Source organism: Opitutus sp. GAS368 (assembly GCF_900104925.1).
Taxonomy (GTDB): Bacteria; Verrucomicrobiota; Verrucomicrobiia; order Opitutales; family Opitutaceae; genus Lacunisphaera.
The window spans coordinates 3,559,679-3,576,593 of the sequence record NZ_LT629735.1 but is presented as its reverse complement, the minus strand read 5'-3'; the positions used below and the strand labels follow the sequence as shown (position 1 = coordinate 3,576,593).

Below are 16,915 nucleotides of genomic sequence, written 5' to 3'. Positions count from 1 at the left end.
TTAATACCTCCCCATGAGACTCACCCTCATCGCCCTGCTCGCCCTTGCCGCCGGCACAAGCTTCGCCTTCGCCGGGCGCCAGACCCTCAACTTCAACCCCGACTGGAAGTTCCTCAAGGCCGATCCCGCCGGCGCGTCCGCCCCGGGCTTCGACGATTCGGCGTGGACCACCGTCTCCACGCCGCACACCTACAACGACACCGACACCTTCGACAACTGGTCGCTGCCGGGGCACCGCGGCGAGCAGGAACAGTGGAGCGGCCGCACCTGGTATCGGAAGACGTTCACCGCGCCCGCCGCATGGCAGGGCAAAAAGGTTTTCATCGAATTCGAGGCCGTGCGGCAGGTCGCCGAGGTTTATCTCAATGGCACCAGGCTCGGCACCGCCAAGGGCGGCTTCACGCCGTTCGGCTTCGACCTGACGCCCCACCTGAAGGTCGGGGCATCCAACGTCCTCGCCGTCATGGTCGACAACCGGTTCATGAAGGACCCGCTCGACCCGGCGATCGCGCCGCAAGCCGCCACCAACGAAAAAACCCAGCTCAACCTCGCGCAGATCTCCGAGAAATTCCAGGAGGACATTCCCGCCACCATCGAGGAACTGCAGGCCGGCCAGATCCCCTGGAACAACCCGCACTGGCACCCCGCCCACGGCGGCATTTACCGCAATGTCCGGCTGATCGTCACGGACCCGCTGCATGTCGAATTGCCCCTCTACAGTTTTCTCCAGACCGAGGGCCCCTACGCCTACGCAACCGACATCACGGAGGCCTCGGCCCGGGTTGCCATCGAGATTCCGCTGCACAATGAACGGCCCGTCGCCGTCACCGCCAAAGTCCACGCGGAAATCTTCGACGCCGACGGCCGGTCCGTGCTCCTCTTCAACAGCAACCTGCCCCTGGCCGCCGGCGCCCGCAGCAAGCTGACCGGGATTTACGGCACGCTGGCCCATCCGCGTCTCTGGGAGCCGGCCTATCCGCACCTCTACCGCGTGGTAATCTCCCTCCAGGTGAATGACGAGACGGTCGATCGCACGGAAATCCCCCTCGGCATCCGCGCCATCCGCTGGGACGCCGATCACGGCCTCTTCGTCAACGGCGCGCACTTGAAGCTCCACGGCTGGGGCCAGAAGCCCACCAACGAGTGGCCGGGTCTCGGCGCCGCCCAGCCGGACTGGATGCATTTCTACACCTCGCAGCTCATGAAGGAGGCCGGCGGCAACTTCATCCGCTGGGGCCACACGCCCGCCGGGCCGGCCCAGATCGCCGCGGGCGACCGGCTGGGCATCATCACCCTCCAGCCCGGCGGCGACGGCGAGCACGACACGGTCGGCGGCGCCTGGGCGCTGCGGGCAACCGACTTTCGCGACGCCCTGATCTACTTCCGCAACAATCCCTCCATCTTCATCTGGGAGGGCGGCAACCAAAAGGTCACCCGCGAGCACGCGAAGGAACTGCGTGACCTCCTCGACAAATATGATCTCCACGGCGGCCGCGCCCTCGCCTTCCGCCGGGCCGACGCCATCACGGCCGGGTTCATGGACATTGGCATCGGCACGGAGGGCGGCCGCGAGATCGCCCGCCTGCCCGTCGTCGAGGGCGAATACGACCGCGAGGAATCCCCCCGCCGCGTGTGGGACGACGCCTCGCCGCCCAACTTCGGCTACCCCGAGGGCAAGGGCCAGACCTACCAGCTCACCTCCGAGCAGTATGCCGTCAACGAGGTCGGCCAATATGTGAAGAAGCTCGGCGCCGAAAACCACGCCGGCGGCGCCAACTGGATCTTCTCCGACAGCACGAGTGGCGGCCGCGTGGCCACGGAAGTCGCGCGCGCCAGCGGCGAGGTGGACGGTGTGCGGCTGCCCAAGGAAGCCTACTACGTCGTGGCCGCCATGTTCCGCGACGACCCGCAGGTGCACATCATCGGCCACTGGTCCTACCCCGCCGGCACGAAAAAGACCGTCTACGTCGCGTCCAATGGCGACGACGTCGAACTCTTCCTCAACGGCAAATCACTCGGACACGGCCAGGTCTCGAACCGCTATCTCTTCACGTTTCCCGACGTGACGTTTGCGCCGGGTGAACTCAAGGCCGTTGCCTCCCGCGGGGGCCAGGTCATCGCCACCACGGCCAAGCACACCGTCGGCCCGGCCGTCGCGCTGCGCCTCACCCCAATCCTCGGGCCGGACGGTCTGCGCGCCGACGGCGCGGACATCGCCCTCTTCGACGTCGAGGCGGTGGACGCCAGGGGCGACCGCGTGCCGACGTTCCAGCAGCGGGCCGATTTCGAGTTCACCGGCCCCGGCACCTGGCGCGGCGGCTATAACAGCGGCAAGATCAATTCGATCAACAACACCTTCCTCGACCTCGAAGCCGGCATCAACCGCGTCGCCGTCCGCGCCGGCCGCACACCGGGCAAGCTCACCCTCACCGCCCGCAGCGCGGGCCTGGCATCCGCGACCATCAGCGTCGAATCGGGGGAATATGCCGGCCGCATGCCGGTCACCCCCGATGTCAGCCTGGGCGCTGCGCCCGCCCGGACCATCGTCGCCGCGAACGCCCCCGCGGCCAAGGCCGCCGGCCCGACGATGCTCGGCAAGTTCATCCGCACCTTCAACTACACCGGGCCCACGGCCGCCACGGTCCACGTGGAGACGGATGCCCGGGACGGACGGAACATCTACGTCGACCGGGATTATACCTTCGACCGCCTCCCCGGCGCGCTGGCGGGCGCCGACTGGACCCAGCTGGCCGACGCGGACCAGCGCTACAGCGCCGTGGACCTGATCGAGATGGCCGTGAGCGGCGGAACCGTGGTCTCCATCGCCCACGATGAGCGCGCCCCCCTGCCCGCATGGCTGACGCAGCAGTTCCAGCCGACCGATCTCGTCCTGGTCATCCATGACAAGCCGATGAAGATCTTCGAGCGAAAGATGGAAAAGGACGGCAGCCTCACCCTGGGGTCGAACACCGACGGAACGCCCGTGCGGGCCAACATGTATGTCGTCCTCGTGAACGCCGCTGCTCCGGTGAAATAGCTCAGCCGGTGTTCTTCAAGCCGCCGGCAATGCCGTTGACCGTCAGTTCCAACACCGCACGGATGCCCTCGCGATCTGCTTTCTTGAGGCGGCTGCCGCGGCGACGCTTGATCATCTCCACCTGCAGGTAATTGAGCGGATCGACGTAGGGATTGCGGAGCTTGATGGAGCGCGCGAGCACGGGTTCGTTCTCCAGCAGCTCGCCTTGGCCCGTCACCGCCAGCACGGCCTTCTCGGCCAGGCGGAACTCGTCGAGGATGCGCGTCAGCACGCGGTCGCGGATGCCCTCGTCCTCCACCAGCGAGGCGTAGACCTTGGCGATGGACATGTCGGCCTTGCACATCGTGAGCTGGGCGTTGGCGATGGCGGTCTGGAAGAAAGGCCAGCGCTGATACATCTCGCGCAGCAGCTTCTCACCCGCCGGGCCGCGTCGCAGAATGACATCGAGTCCGCGGCCGAGCCCATACCAGCCGGGGAAGTTGAACCGGCTCTGCATCCACGAGAAAACCCACGGGATGGCGCGGAGATCGGCCACACTCACGCTGCCCTTGCGCCGGTAGGTCGGGCGCGAGCCGAAGTTCAGTTCGCCGATCTCGTCGATGGGCGTGGCCTGCCGCCAGAAAGTAAGGAACTCAGGGTCGTCGTGCACGCACTCGCGGTAGGCCGCCAGCGAGGCGGCGCTCATCTCCTCCATGGCCTGCACCCAGCGTTTCGGCAGCTGGCGGGCGCCCTTCTGCGCCTCGTTGGCGCCGAGGAGCACGCCGTAGGCCATTTGCTCGAGGACGCGGTGCGCCAGGTCCACGTCGTGGTAGCGCGTCGAGAGCACCTCGCCCTGCTCGGTCACGCGGATGCCGCCGTCCTTCAGGCCGACGGGCTGGGCGAGAATGGCCTTGGCCGCCGGGCCGCCGCCGCGCGCGATGCTGCCGCCGCGACCGTGGAAAAGCGTGATGCGCAGCTGGTGCTGCTTGCAGACGCGCATGATCGCGTCCTGCGCCTGGTAGAGCGCCCAGTTGGCCGTCAGGTAGCCGCAGTCCTTGTTGCTGTCGGAGTAGCCGAGCATCACGTGCTGGTGCCGGCCGTGCGACGCCAGCACCGGGGCGTAGGCCGGGTTCTCAACCAGTGCCGCCAGGATCGCCGGTGCCCGTTGCAAATCGTCGAGGGTCTCGAACAGCGGCGCGATCGGCAGCCGCACGCCGGCCAGCGCCTGCAGCAACTGCACCTCGAGCACGTCCGACACCTCGTTGGTCATGCTGATGACGTAGATGCCCAGCGCGTCGGCCCCGTATTCGGCCTGCGCCCGCGCGGCCAGCCGCAGCGGATCGAGCACCACCCGGGCGTCGGTGGAGAAACCAGTCAGCTTCTCCGCGCCCAATTCCTTCGCCCCGGCCAGCGCGCCGGTCAGCAGCCCCTGCTTCTCCGCTTCGGGCAGCTGCTCGTAATCTTTCCGCCCGAGGATCTCCGCCACCGCCTTGGCGTGCCAGGCGGAGTGCTGCCGCAAATCGAGCCGGGCCATGCTGAGCCCGAAGACGTCCACCGCGGTCAGGGTGTCCTTCAACTCACCGCCGGCGAGCGGCGCGGCGCGGCCGTGTCGCAGGTCGGCCGCGATGGCCGCCAGCGTCTCGCGCACATCGGCGGGCGTGACGCGGCCGGCCTTCGGGTCGGCCGCGTCCAGCAGGCCGGCCTCGGCCTGCGCCATGAGCTGCTCGCGCAGGCTGCTCAGGATGATGCGATACGGCTCGCGGGGATAGCGTTGCCCCACCCGCGCCATCAGCTCGGAGGAGTCGCGGCATTGCTCCGCCATCCGGCGGATGGCCGGGGCAAACTTCGCGCGGCGGTCGGACACCGTGAGCGAGCCGGCCAGGTTGTAGAGGGTCTCGGCCAGCTTCTTGATGGCCATGCGGCGGTTCATGCGCAGCACCTGCGCGGTGACCTCGGCGGTCACGCCGGGATTGCCGTCGCGATCGCCGCCGATCCACGAGCCGAACGACAGCCAGCGGCGCGGCGCCTTCACGCCGGGATAATGCCGGTCCAGCGCGCCCTGCAGGTCCTCGTGCAGGCGCGGCAGCAGCTGGAAGAGCGTCCGGTCAAAATACCACAGGCCGGTGCGGGCCTCGTCCGCCACCTCGGGCCGCTCCGTGCGGCTGCGGTCGGTCAACCAGAGCGAGACGATCTCGCGCTTGATGTCGTCGGGCGCGTGCTGGATTTCCTCCAGCGTGTGCCGGCGCAGGATGGCGCCGAGCGTCGCCAGCTTCTCGAGCATCGTGCGGCGCTTCGACTCCGTCGGGTGCGCCGTGAAGACCAGCTCGATGTCCAGCTGGCGGACGAGCTTCTGGATGCGCGCCTTGGGCACGCCGGCCGCCTTCAGCTCGCGCACGGCCGTCTCGATGGACTCGCGCATCGGTTCGCTGGGCGTGCCCGCGGCCAGGGCGTTGCGGTGCTTCTGGTTGCGCTCGCGCAGGAGGCGGATGCGGAAGTTCTCCTCGGCCAGGTTGACCAGCTCGAAGTAAAGCGTGAAGGCCATCGCCTGGTTGAGCGCCTCCGCCGGGGTGAGCCGGCTGACGGCCTGGGCCAGGCTGCGGGCGGCGGCGGCCTCGCCGGCGCGGCTGCTCTTGGCCAGGGTGCGGAGCGTCTCGACGGTCTCGAGGGTCTTCTCGCCTTCCAGCGCGGCAATGGTGCGGCCAAGGGTGTTGCCCAGGCTGCGGACCTCCGCCCGCAGGTTGTTGAGCTGGTCCAGAGCCTTGTTGGGTGCCGCCATCGCCCGTGAAATACGCAGGTATTATGCCGGCACTAAAGCGAAATTATCCGCTCCCGACGTCATAAGCGCGCGACCCATTCGGCAGGGCAATTGACAGTCCGTGCCACCGCCACCAACCTGCAGCCATGAAAGGCCGCTGGATTCTGGCCGGAGTGTTTCTGCTTCCCGCCCTCGGCGCGGGCTACATGACCTTTCTGATGTGGCGGGCTGGCGATTCCGGCAGATGGTTGTTCGGCGTCTTCACCTTGTTTTTTCTGGCCCTGGCGGCCATGCCGCTGCTGCCGAAGCCCAAGCCAAAGCCCGTGACATTCACCGGGACCCGCTTCGTGCCGCACTGGTTCATGATGCTGGCGGTGCTGGCGGTCGCCGCGATCATCGGGGCCGCCATCATCGGGGCCATATTTCGCCATTGATCACCGCCACTCGTGGCGCGGATAGCGGCGCGACAGCTCCGTCTTGATCTTGGGGTATTGCTCCTTCCAGAAATTGCTCAGGTCGTCGGTGACCTGGATGGGGCGCTGGTTGGGCGCGAGCACCTCGATCTTCACCGCCACCCGGCCGTGGCCGAGCGTGAACTTGGAGGTCACCCCGTAAAGCTCCTGGATGCGGGCGCTCAGCACCGGCGGGCCGTCCTTGGTGTAGGTCAGGCGCGCCTTGCGGCCGTTGGCCATGACCAGGCGCTCCGGCAGATAGTCATCGAGCACCGCCAGCTGCTCGGCCAGCAGCCAGTCGCGCAGCACGGGCATGACCGGCTTGTCCTTCAGCTCGCGGGCCCCATGGCTGCCGTAGCAGATCTGCTCGATCAACGTGGCGCGGTCGGCATCCGTGATCGGGTTGACCTCCAGTTCCGGCCACCACTTGGCGAGGCAATTGACACGGATGATCCACTGCTCCACCGCCTCGTTCCACTCGGTCAGCGTGATCCGGCCGGCCATGACCTCCTTCGCCAGCAGTGCCGCGGCCTCGCCCTCGGGCGGTTCCTCTGCGGTCTGTTTCGATTCCAGCACAAGGTCGCGAAAGCGGCGCTCCTTGCGGGCCAGCACGCGGCGCGCCGTCTCGTCGTAGGTCACGCCGCCCGCATCAACGAAGTCTTCCGGGAAAAGCTCCTTGAGCCAGGTTTCCTCCACCGCCGTGCAAAGATTGAGCAGCACATTCACCTCGCCCCGGCTCTCGATCTCGGTGATCTCGGCGGCGACGAACAGCGGCGCCTCGTCGATGCAGCTCTCGCGGGCCAGCACGCCCTTGCGCTTGTGCACCAGCTCGCAGCGCAGCGTGCCCTTGTCCAGCCGGCGCGACAACTGGTCGCTGAAGCCGACCAGCACGCACTTGCGAACGGCGACGCCGTCGATGCGTTTCTCGGCCACATCCAGTTTCTCGGCCGCAGCGATCTCCAGGAACTGCTCGAACAGCGGCCCGACCTGCCGCACGCCCTGCACGTGGATGCCGATGCGCCGGCAGGCGTCCGGATTGTAGCCGGCCTTGTCGGCATAGCGCCAGGCGCGCATCAGCAGGAAAAAGTCCGACTCGTGCTCCTCGCCGAAAAGATCGTCGCGCGCCTCCTGCGTGCGCTTGTCCACGTTGCGGAGGAGAAAATTCCGGCCCTGCGTCAGTGCGGCCATGAGCGCCACCGACCGGACGCAACCGTAGTCCTGCGCCGCCAGGAACATCCGGGCGTAGCGCGGATGCATCGGGAACTTCAGCATCCGGCGGCCGACCTCGGTGATCCTTAGGTGGTCCGGGCGCTCCGCGCGCGGACTGTCGTCGCGCGGAGCGCGACGACCACCCAAGGCGCCCAGATCCTCCAGCAACGTCTCGGCGCGTTCCAGCGCCTTGGCCTCGGGTTTCTCCAGCCAGGGGAAGTTGTAGATGTCGTCGATGCCGGCCGCCTTGAGCGTCAGCACGACCTCGGCGAGGTCGAGGCGCTTGACCTCGGGCAATTCCTGCAGCGGACGCTTCTCGTGCTCGCGTTCCGTCCAGAGCCGCACGCATACCCCCGGCGCCGTGCGGCCGGCGCGGCCGGCGCGCTGGTCGGACGAGGCGATGCTGATCTTCTCGATGAGCAGCGTGTTGATGCCGCGGTGCGCGTCGTAGCGCGCCACCCGCGCCAGGCCGCAGTCCACGACGGCCGTGACGCCGTCGATGGTCAGCGAGGTCTCGGCGACGTTGGTCGAGACGATGATCTTGCGGGTATCGTAGCGGGCCACGGCGCGGTCCTGCTGGTCGGGCGGCAGTTCGCCGTGGAGCGGAAAACAGATGAAGCCCCGCAGCGCGTGCGAACCCTGCACGTCCTGCACCGTGCGGCTGATCTCATAGGCCCCGGGCATGAAGACGAGGATGTCGCCCTTGGTCTGCGCGGCGACGCGCTCGCACTCGCGCGTGGCGACGGCCCAGACCGGGTCATGCTCGAAATCCACCGCTTTCGGCAGGTATTCGACCTGCACCGGGAAGGTGCGGCCCTGCGACGCCAACACCTCGCACGGCGCGAGGTAGTTCTTCAGCAGCGCCGCGTCGAGCGTGGCCGACATCACGACCAGCTTCAAATCAGGACGGATGGATTGTTGGATCTGCCGGGCGCGGGCCAGGGAGATGTCGCCGTAGAGGTGGCGCTCGTGGAACTCGTCGAAGACGATCGCGCTGATGCCGCGCAATGTCGGATCGAAGGACATCTGCCGGAGCAGAATGCCCTCCGTCACGAAGCGGATGCGCGTCGCCTTCGAGACCCGGGAGTCGAGCCGGATCTGGTAGCCGACCACGTCGCCCAGTTTCGTGCCGACCTCCTCGGCCACGCGCTTGGCCAGCATGCGGGCCGCCAGCCGGCGCGGCTGGAGCACGACCACCTCGCCCTGCCCGAGCAGGCCGTGGTTGAGCAGCATCTGCGGCACCTGCGTGGATTTGCCCGAGCCGGTGGGCGCCTGGACAATGAGCCGGCCCGGCCCCGTGACAGCCGCGATCAGGCGGTCTTCGAGCTCGTAGATGGGCAGTTCGCGCGGGGACATGGAGGGGTCGATATGCTTTTTGTCGGAGCTTGCTTGCAAGCGATTTTAAGCGGCCGGTCTCACCAAGGCATCGCCTGCAAGCAGGCTCCTACATGACTGAATGTGAACAACCGGGGAGCAAGCGGTTGGGCACAAGTTATTCACGCCCGCTGATGCAAAGGCCCGGCGCGAGCGCGGTGAACAAGATGGGAGGAAGAAGCCCGTGACTTTCCGCGCGATTGCCGCATTGATTTCACCTGTTCCTTGATAGAACAGTCGCAGCGCGGCGGCATGAAAAACCCGCCGAGAGCGCGACTGGGATAATCCCGGGCAACCGGGGAAAGGAGGGCGTTAATTGGTGACGTCCTCCCCTCAGTGGCGCGAGCCACAGGCAGGCAAATATCACCAGTTCCTCTGGACGGTGTCGCAGCCGATCCAGTATTGCGACAAAGGAGCTGTGCGACGAGGCGCGAACTCAGAAACCGCGTCCGAGTCGAGTCAGGTCCAAGGCCAGTTTCGGGCCTTGCACTGATGCAGTTACCCAGAGGGTTTCGGTTGCTACTGTATAACCAGGACGCAGCGCAGTGTTCCGGTGGGTCCACCCCACCAAAAGGCCCGGCTCTAAAAAGCGGGGCGCGAAAGGGCCACGGCGCAGCGGGGAGCGGGCGAGTCTGGCAAAGCTCGCAAAACCTCCTCCTTGGGGCGGCGCGTAAAACCGCGTCACCCAACCGCAAGTCGAAAGCAACCTGAGAGGTAAGAGGTCAGACCCGTTACAGGGGGCCAACGCCCGGCCAAAAGCCGGGGCCGTCCTCCTGGCAAGGTGCTGGTGCGAAATGCAGACGTTGCAGGCGTGCCAACACCCGTCCGGCGAGCCACCCATCGGCAGATGGAGCCGAACCAGGCGCAGAGGCCTCACTCGAAAGATTCCGGTGCTGAAAAGACCGGGACGGTCCCGCTATGAGACCGACACCATCGCATGCCGCGGTGAGTAGCGTCGGGAAGCACACGGCCCGCGAAAGCGAGGCGCCCAATGCTGTGCGAATGGAGAAGAGTGCGTGGCGAGCACCCACCTCCGATTTTGGCCCGGGCATCGCAAGATGCCCGGGCCTTTATCTTTAAACAGACACCCTTTGTCAGCGCGCTGGGCCAGTGTGTTGCCCGGAACCTCGAGCCCCACCCCGGCCTGGCGCGCTGACCGTTTGCCTCGCGACGGCGGGGACAAACACCGGGCCGCGAGCACGCGGCAACGGTGTATCAGGGCGTCTTTCTTTATTGGTAGGGCGCGGACTCCGCTCCGCGCCACGGCGATCCGGCGGTGAAGGGACTCACCGCCCTACCCTCCGTGATCCGGTGTATCAGGGAGTTACGCAGGCCGCGCGGCTCGCGGCCTTTGCCGGCGCTTGCGGGCCAAGTTCTGCTTGCCAAGCTCTGGACCGGGACGCACCTTGACCGTTTTCTCCCTTTAAACAGGTCCGCCCGAACATGAACCAGAACATCCGCAATATCGCCATTATCGCCCACGTCGACCACGGCAAAACCACGCTCGTCGACAAACTCCTCAAGGAGGGCGGCGTCTACCGCGCCAATCAGCAGGTGGAGGAACGCGCCATGGACTCCATGGACCTCGAGAAGGAGAAGGGCATCACCATCAAGGCCAAGAACACGTCCGTTCACTGGAAGGACAAGACCGTCAACATCGTCGACACCCCCGGCCACGCCGACTTCGGCGGCGAGGTCGAACGCGCCCTCCGCATGGTCGACGGCGTGCTGCTCGTCATCGACGCCTACGACGGGCCGCAGGCGCAGACCCGCTTCGTGCTCCGCAAGGCCCTCGCCCACGGCCTCAAGGTCGTCATCGTCATCAACAAGATCGACCGCGAGAACGCCGAGCCGGCCAAGATGTATGACAAGGTGCTCGAGCTCCTGATGGAGCTCAACGCCACCGAGGAGCAGTTCGACGCCCCCGTCGTCTACGGCTCCGGCCGCGACGGCTACATGATGTATCACCTCGGCGAGGAGAAGAAGGACATGGCGCCGCTTTTCCAGACCATCCTCGACCATGTCCCGCCCCCGTTCGCCAAGCCGAGCGAGCCCTTCCACATGCTCGTCTCCAACATCGACTGGAGCGACTACGTCGGCCGTATCGCGGTCGGCAAGATCCTCGGCGGCACCGCCAATGTCGGCGAGACCGTGTTCGTCGTCCGCCACACCGACGGCAAGCGCGTCCGCGCCAAGATCACCAAGGTTTTCGAGTTCACCGGCCTCGGCACGCGCGAGACCGACACCGCCGTCGCCGGCAACATCGTGGGCATCTCGGGCTTCGAGGATGTCGACATCGGTGACACGCTGACCGCCGACGAGGCCGGCCATGCCCTGCCCTTCACCCAGATCGACCCGCCGACCCTTGAGATGCAGTTCTGCGTCAACGACGGCCCGCTCGTCGGTCAGGAAGGCAAGCTCGTCACCTCGCGCCAGCTGCGCGAGCGCCTGATGCGCGAGCTGAAAACCAACGTCTCCATCTACATCGAGGACTCCGACAAAGCCGGCATCTTCAACGTCAAGGCCCGCGGCGCCATGCAGGTCGCCGTGCTCGTCGAGACGATGCGCCGCGAGGGCTTCGAGCTCCTCGTCTCCCGCCCGACGGTGATCGAGAAGACCGGCGAGAAAGGCGAGCGCCTGGAGCCCTACGAGACCGTCTGGATCGAGGTGCCCGACGAGTGCGTCGGCGCCATCATGCAGAACATGGCCAACCGCAAGGGCCGCCTGACCAACATGGAGAAGCTCCCGCACTCCACGATGCTCGAGGCGACCATCACGACCCGCGGCCTCATCGGCATGGAAATCGACGTCGTCAACGCCACCAGCGGCCGCGGCGTGCTCAGCCATCTCTTCAAGGAATACGGCCCCTACGCCGGCGAGGTCCTCACCCGCATCACCGGCACGCTCATCGCGACCGAGGCCGGCGAGACCACCGGCTACGCCCTGGTCATGTGCCAGGAGCGCGGCAAGCTCTTCGTGAACCCCGGCGAGCAGGTCTATGAAGGCATGATCGTCGGCGAGAATCCCCGCAACGAGGACATCGCCATCAACGCCGTGCGCGAGAAGCAGCTCACCAACTTCCGCTCGCAGGGCTCGGGCGTCGCCACCGGTCTGACGCCGGCGTCGAAGCTCTCCCTCGAACGTGCGATTGAATACATTGCCGCCGACGAGCTCGTCGAGGTCACGCCCAAGAGCCTGCGTCTCCGCAAGCGCATCCTGAACAACGGCGCCCGCCAGAAGGCCGCCAAACAGGGCAAGTAAGGCCCACCGTTCCCCTCCCCGTCGCCGCACCTCACCGTGCGGCGATTTTTTTGGCCCAAGCTCTGTGGAGGCGGGACTATCAGTCCCGCTGGTTGCCTGCAACGAGACCCATGCCTCGCGGGACTGATAGTCCCGCCTCCAAGGCAGACCTTATGGTTTCTTCTCCAGCTCCGCGATCTGCGCGGCGATCTCCCGCATCTTCGGGTGATTCACGTCGTAGCGGCCGCCGTAATATTCCTGCATGGCTCGCGCGAGCCGCAGGTCGTATGATTCCGCCCCGGGACCCAACAGGTATCGGCGCAGGGCCGCCACCTTGCGCGCCTGGTCCTGGTATTTCGGGTGCCTCTCATCCAAGTGCGTGCCCAGCGCCGCCAGCTCGCCGACCGCCTCCAGCAGCACATCCGGGCTGGCCGGGGCGGCCTTGAATTGCTGCTCCATCGCGGCAACCCGCGCCTGCTGGGCGATGAAATCGGGATGCTTTTCGAGATAGCGCAGCCGCAGCACGTCGCGCTCGACCCAGGCGCGCTGCAGGATCAGGGGCTCCTTGCGGTCCTCCTTCACCAGCCGCTGCCAGACGGCAACCCGCAGCCGGGCCGCGGCCAGCCGGGGATTCTGGTCGCCGTAGCGCTCCTGCAGGGCGGTCAGCTCGTTCTGGGCCACCTTGAGCTCGTCCGCACGGGTGGTGGTGGCGGGAGCCGCCGCGAATGCCGCGGAGACCACGGCCAGCAACAGTCCGGCCAGGAAATGCCGCCATGCCGTCACCCTCATTCGCATGTGCCGGCTCAGCCGGTAAGTTTCCCGTAGTCTTCCGGACTCAACAGCGAGGCCGCGTCACCCGGATTGGCGAGCTTGAGCTTCATGATCCAGGCTTCCCCGTAGGGCGACTGGTTCAGCTTTTCCGGATTGGCATCGAGCGCCTTGTTGACCTCCAGCACCGTGCCGGCCACCGGCGCATACACGTCCGAGGCGGCCTTGACCGACTCGACGACCCCGAAGGTCTCGCCGGCCTTGAGCGCCGCGCCAACCTTGGGCAGCTGCGCGTAAGTGATGTCGCCGAGGCTGGCCTGGGCGTAGTCGGTGATGCCGACCAGGGCCGTGCCGTCGGCGGCGACTTTCAGCCATTCGTGGGACTTCGCGTAACGGAGATCAGCGGGGATGTTGCTCATGGGAATGTTTGTGGAAATTTATTAACCACGGATCACACGGATGGTCACGGATGAAAAACCGATTCCCGGGCCATGTCATCCTGAGCAACGCGAAGGATCCACTGGCAGCGAACTGCCCTGGATTCTTCGCTTCGCTCAGAATGACATACGGGCGGCATTGGCTTTATCCGTGGTATCCGTGAAATCCGTGGTCAAACCAGGGAGTGTTTTAAAACCCGGTTTGTCATCCTGAGCGGAGCGAAGGATCCAGGGCAGCGAAGGCCATATCGCGAGCGAAAGCATGGATTCTTCACTTAGTTCAGAATGACAGGAAACCGGTATTGGTTGGGGTTGAAGACACTCCCTAGCTCTTCTTTAGGTTCACGAAGGGGGGCTTGACCAGTGACAAATTGAGTTTCGTACCGCGGATGTCGACCGCGAGCGCCTCCTTGGTCGCCGCCGCGTCGACGAGGGCCGAGCCGATGGCTTCGTTAAGAATGGGTGACAGCGTGCCGGAGACGACCCGGCCGACCACGGCACCGGCGGCGTTGAGCACCGGCGTCTCGGCGCGCACGATGCGGCGGTCGCCGGTCTTGAAGAACACGATCTTTTTCGCGGAGCCCTTCTCCTTCTCCGCCTTGAGCACGTCGGAACCGATGAACGGCCCCTTGTCGAACTTCACCACCCAGCCGAGCCCGGCGGTGATGGGTGTGATCTGGTCGGTGATCTCGTGGCCGTAAAGCGGGAAGCCCGCCTCGAGGCGCAGCGAGTCGCGCGCCCCCAGTCCGGTGAGTTCGAGGCCGAACGGGCCGCCGGCCGCGACCACCGCCTCGGCCAGCCGCACGCCGGCGGTCGCCGCGCAATAGAGCTCCACGCCATCCTCGCCGGTGTAGCCGGTGCGGCTGATGATGCACTTCACGCCGGCGACTTCCCCGTCCGCAAAATGGTAGTATTTGATGCCGGCGAGATCGGTCTTGGTCAGCGTCTGGACGAGCGCTACGGCCGCCGGCCCCTGGATGGCGAGCTGGGCATAGTCCGCCGAGCGGTCCACCACCGTGCAGTTGAAGCCCTTCGCCTGCTCCTGCATCCAGGCGATGTCCTTGGCGATGTTGCCGGCGTTGATGCACAGCAGGTAGTCGCCCTCGCCGCGCATGTAGACCAGCAAATCGTCCACCACCCCGCCGTGGGGATAGCACATCACGGTGTAAAGGACGCGCCCCGGGAAAAGCTTGCTGCAGTCGTTGGTGACCAGGTGTTGGAGAAACCTGAGGGCCTCGGGGCCCTTCACGTCCGCCTCGCCCATGTGGCTCACATCGAAGAGTCCGCAGCGGGTGCGCACGGCCTTGTGCTCCTCGAGGATGCTCTTGTATTGGACCGGCATGTCCCAACCGGCGAAATCCACCATGCGACCCCCATGCTGGCGGTGGAAGGCGTTGAGCGGAGTGGTCTGGGGAAGACTCATGTCATAACTAAGCGGGCGGCCCGCGGCCCGGGCAAGGAAAGATTGCCTCCGGGCGGCAGTCATTAACGGACCCGACTGGGGCTGAAAGAATTTGTGTCTTCTGTCCTCCGTCTTCTGTCTTCTGTGCTCCATCATGCTCCTCGCCTACTGGACCCACGACCTCAGCCCCTTCCTCGTCCGCTTCGGGGAGAATTTCGGCATCCGCTGGTATGGCCTGGCCTACCTGGCGGGCTTCGGGGGGGCGGGCTGGCTTCTAAAACGCTACCATCAGGCCGGGCGTTCGCCCTTTGGGACCAATACCATCCTCGACCTGATGACGGCCCTCGTGCTCGGGGTTATCGTCGGCGGGCGGCTTGGCTACTTCCTGCTCTACCAGCCGGACTCCTTTCTGCACGATCCGCTCATCCTGTTCCGCGTGTGGGAGGGCGGCATGGCGAGCCATGGGGGGTTTGTCGGCGTGACCGTCGCCTTGTGGTGGTGGTCGCGCCGGCAGAAGGTCCCGCTGTTTCACCTCGGTGATTTAATTGTCACCACCGTGCCCGTCGGGCTGTTCTGCGGCCGGGTGGCCAACTTCATCAACGGTGAACTCTGGGGCAAACCCTCACGGGTGGCGTGGGCGGTCCTCTTTCCCGCCAGCCCGGCGCCGCTCATGCCGCGTCATCCCTCGCAGCTCTATGAGGCCGCCCTGGAGGGCCTGGTGCTGTTCGCCTTCGTCCAATGGCGTTTCTGGAAAACCGATGTCGCCCGGCAGCAGCCCGGGCGGTTGTCCGGCGAATTTCTCCTCGCCTACTCGCTGGCCCGGGCCGTCTGCGAGATCTTCCGCGAGCCGGACGCCGCGCTCATCCTCGGTCTGAGTCGGGGGACTTTTTATTCGGTCTTCCTCGTGGCCGGCGGCTTTGTGCTCATCGCCCTCGCCGCGCGGAGCTCACAGCACAAAGCCTGACGGGATCACCGCGCCCTTGATCACGCAGAGGATGCCGTCACGGATGACGACCCCGTGGGCGTAATCTCCGTCGGCCTTGCCGGCCGGCGAGAGTGACACGCCGTCGCCGATGCGGGCGTTCTTGTCGATGATCGCATGGTGGATGCGGCAGTTGCGGCCGACGCCGATGGACGGGCGGTTGTGCGCCTTGTCCGCCAGCACCTCCTTCTCCGTCTGGTAATAGTCGGCGCCCATCATCACCACATCCTCGAGGTGGGAGTTCTCGCCCAGGATGGAACGGATGCCGATGACGCAGTGCTTGAGCGTCGAGTCCGTGACCAGGCAGCCGTCGCCGAGGACCACGTGATCGATGTTGCACTTGTTGACCTTGGACGCGGGCAGGTAGCGGGGATGCGTGTAGATCGGGGCGCTGCGGTCGAAGAAGTTGAACGGCGGCAGCGGCTGTGCGAGCGCGAGGTTGGCGTCGAAGAACGCCTTCACCGTGCCGATGTCCTCCCAGTAGCCCTCGAAGATGTGGCTGAAGAGCTTCTTCTTGCCCAGGAGCGCCGGGATGACCTCCTTGCCGAAATCCTTCATGTTGTTGTCGAGCGAGTCGCGCAACGCCTCGCGGCTGAAGACGTAGATGCCCATCGAGGCGAGACAGTGCTTCTCGGTGCTCGTGGTCGTGAGTTTCGCCTGCAGCGTCGGACTGATGGCCAGCCCCTGGATGATGGCGGGGTCCTTGGGTTTCTCGACGAACGCGGCGATCGAGAGGTCGTCCGCCACGCGCATGAGACCGAGACCCTCGACCTTGGAGATGGGGAATGGGATCGCGGCGATGGTCACATCCGCGCCCGTCGCGACGTGCTGGTCCACAATCTTGCTGAAATCCATCCGATACAATTGGTCGCCCGAAAGGATCAGGACAAAGTCATGCCCGTGGCGGTGGAAGTGGACGAGGTTGCGGCGCACGGCGTCGGCCGTGCCCTCATACCAGGCGTTGCTCTTCTCCGTCTGCTCGGCCGAGAGGATGTCGATGAAGCCGCCGCCGAACGGGTCGAACTGGTAGCTTTTCTGGATGTGCCGGTGCAGCGAAGCCGTGAGGAACTGGGAGAGGACAAAGATCCGGTTGCAGCCCGAGTTGAGGCAGTTGCTGATCGGAATGTCGACGAGGCGGTATTTGCCCGCGAGGGGCACGGCCGGCTTGCAGCGCTCCTTGGTCAGCGGGAACAGCCGTGTCCCGCGCCCGCCGCCCATGATCACGGAAAGGATTTTCTTGGATTCGGCCATGGGGTAAAGGTGGGGGTTCTAATTCCTTG

10 protein-coding genes are annotated in these 16,915 nt (G+C 66.0%); 4 read left to right on the top strand and 6 right to left on the bottom strand.

Annotated features, from left to right (window positions below; all coding sequences use genetic code 11):
* Positions 1–13 precede the first annotated feature (13 nt).
* Positions 14–3,037 carry a sugar-binding domain-containing protein gene (locus BLU29_RS15185; protein ID WP_091059660.1) on the top strand — a complete coding sequence of 1,008 codons (3,024 nt, stop codon included), beginning with the start codon at positions 14–16 and terminating at the stop codon, positions 3,035–3,037.
* A 1-nt stretch (position 3,038) separates the two neighbouring features.
* Here the strand turns inward: BLU29_RS15185 and ppc are convergent, their stop codons facing one another.
* On the bottom strand, positions 3,039–5,792 hold the full coding sequence (gene ppc / locus BLU29_RS15180; RefSeq protein WP_091059657.1) for a phosphoenolpyruvate carboxylase: 2,754 nt from the start codon (positions 5,790–5,792) through the stop codon (positions 3,039–3,041).
* Positions 5,793–5,917: 125 nt separating this feature from the next.
* Between ppc and BLU29_RS15175 the strand changes: the two genes are divergently transcribed.
* A complete protein-coding gene (locus tag BLU29_RS15175; RefSeq protein WP_091059654.1) occupies positions 5,918–6,205 on the top strand; it encodes a hypothetical protein in 288 nt (95 codons plus the stop codon).
* Here BLU29_RS15175 and hrpB read toward each other — a convergent pair whose 3' ends face one another.
* Positions 6,206–8,788 carry an ATP-dependent helicase HrpB gene (hrpB, locus tag BLU29_RS15170; protein ID WP_091061191.1) on the bottom strand — a complete coding sequence of 861 codons (2,583 nt, stop codon included), beginning with the start codon at positions 8,786–8,788 and terminating at the stop codon, positions 6,206–6,208.
* Positions 8,789–10,249: 1,461 nt separating this feature from the next.
* Between hrpB and typA the strand changes: the two genes are divergently transcribed.
* On the top strand, positions 10,250–12,067 hold the full coding sequence (gene typA / locus BLU29_RS15165; protein ID WP_091059652.1) for a translational GTPase TypA: 1,818 nt from the start codon (positions 10,250–10,252) through the stop codon (positions 12,065–12,067).
* Between the two features lie 150 nt (positions 12,068–12,217).
* Here the strand turns inward: typA and BLU29_RS15160 are convergent, their stop codons facing one another.
* From BLU29_RS15160 to gcvT, 3 genes are all read right to left on the bottom strand, one after another.
* Positions 12,218–12,835 carry a hypothetical protein gene (locus BLU29_RS15160; protein ID WP_091059649.1) on the bottom strand — a complete coding sequence of 206 codons (618 nt, stop codon included), beginning with the start codon at positions 12,833–12,835 and terminating at the stop codon, positions 12,218–12,220.
* Between the two features lie 14 nt (positions 12,836–12,849).
* Complete coding sequence (gene gcvH, locus BLU29_RS15155) at positions 12,850–13,233, bottom strand: glycine cleavage system protein GcvH (RefSeq protein ID WP_091059648.1); 384 nt, start codon at positions 13,231–13,233, stop codon at positions 12,850–12,852.
* Positions 13,234–13,576: 343 nt separating this feature from the next.
* Positions 13,577–14,674: a glycine cleavage system aminomethyltransferase GcvT gene (gene gcvT / locus BLU29_RS15150; protein ID WP_091059645.1), complete on the bottom strand. Its 1,098-nt coding sequence runs from the start codon at positions 14,672–14,674 to the stop codon at positions 13,577–13,579.
* Positions 14,675–14,807: 133 nt separating this feature from the next.
* Here gcvT and lgt point away from each other — a divergent pair, with 133 nt between their 5' ends.
* The gene (gene lgt / locus BLU29_RS15145) at positions 14,808–15,617 is read left to right on the top strand and encodes a prolipoprotein diacylglyceryl transferase (protein ID WP_091059642.1); all 810 of its coding nucleotides are present in this window, start codon (positions 14,808–14,810) and stop codon (positions 15,615–15,617) included.
* On the opposite strand, the gene BLU29_RS15140 is transcribed toward lgt, so the two are convergent.
* Positions 15,600–16,886: a glucose-1-phosphate adenylyltransferase gene (locus tag BLU29_RS15140; RefSeq protein ID WP_091059639.1), complete on the bottom strand. Its 1,287-nt coding sequence runs from the start codon at positions 16,884–16,886 to the stop codon at positions 15,600–15,602. The genes lgt and BLU29_RS15140 overlap by 18 nt on opposite strands.
* Positions 16,887–16,915 lie beyond the last annotated feature (29 nt).

Coding starts and splice junctions, on each gene's coding strand:
- hrpB (WP_091061191.1), bottom strand. CDS start 8,788: ATGTCCCCGCGCGAACTGCCCATCTACGAGCTCGAAGACCGCCTGATC.
- ppc (WP_091059657.1), bottom strand. CDS start 5,792: ATGGCGGCACCCAACAAGGCTCTGGACCAGCTCAACAACCTGCGGGCG.
- BLU29_RS15175 (WP_091059654.1), top strand. CDS start 5,918: ATGAAAGGCCGCTGGATTCTGGCCGGAGTGTTTCTGCTTCCCGCCCTC.
- BLU29_RS15160 (WP_091059649.1), bottom strand. CDS start 12,835: ATGAGGGTGACGGCATGGCGGCATTTCCTGGCCGGACTGTTGCTGGCC.
- BLU29_RS15140 (WP_091059639.1), bottom strand. CDS start 16,886: ATGGCCGAATCCAAGAAAATCCTTTCCGTGATCATGGGCGGCGGGCGC.
- typA (WP_091059652.1), top strand. CDS start 10,250: ATGAACCAGAACATCCGCAATATCGCCATTATCGCCCACGTCGACCAC.
- gcvT (WP_091059645.1), bottom strand. CDS start 14,674: ATGAGTCTTCCCCAGACCACTCCGCTCAACGCCTTCCACCGCCAGCAT.
- BLU29_RS15185 (WP_091059660.1), top strand. CDS start 14: ATGAGACTCACCCTCATCGCCCTGCTCGCCCTTGCCGCCGGCACAAGC.
- gcvH (WP_091059648.1), bottom strand. CDS start 13,233: ATGAGCAACATCCCCGCTGATCTCCGTTACGCGAAGTCCCACGAATGG.
- lgt (WP_091059642.1), top strand. CDS start 14,808: ATGCTCCTCGCCTACTGGACCCACGACCTCAGCCCCTTCCTCGTCCGC.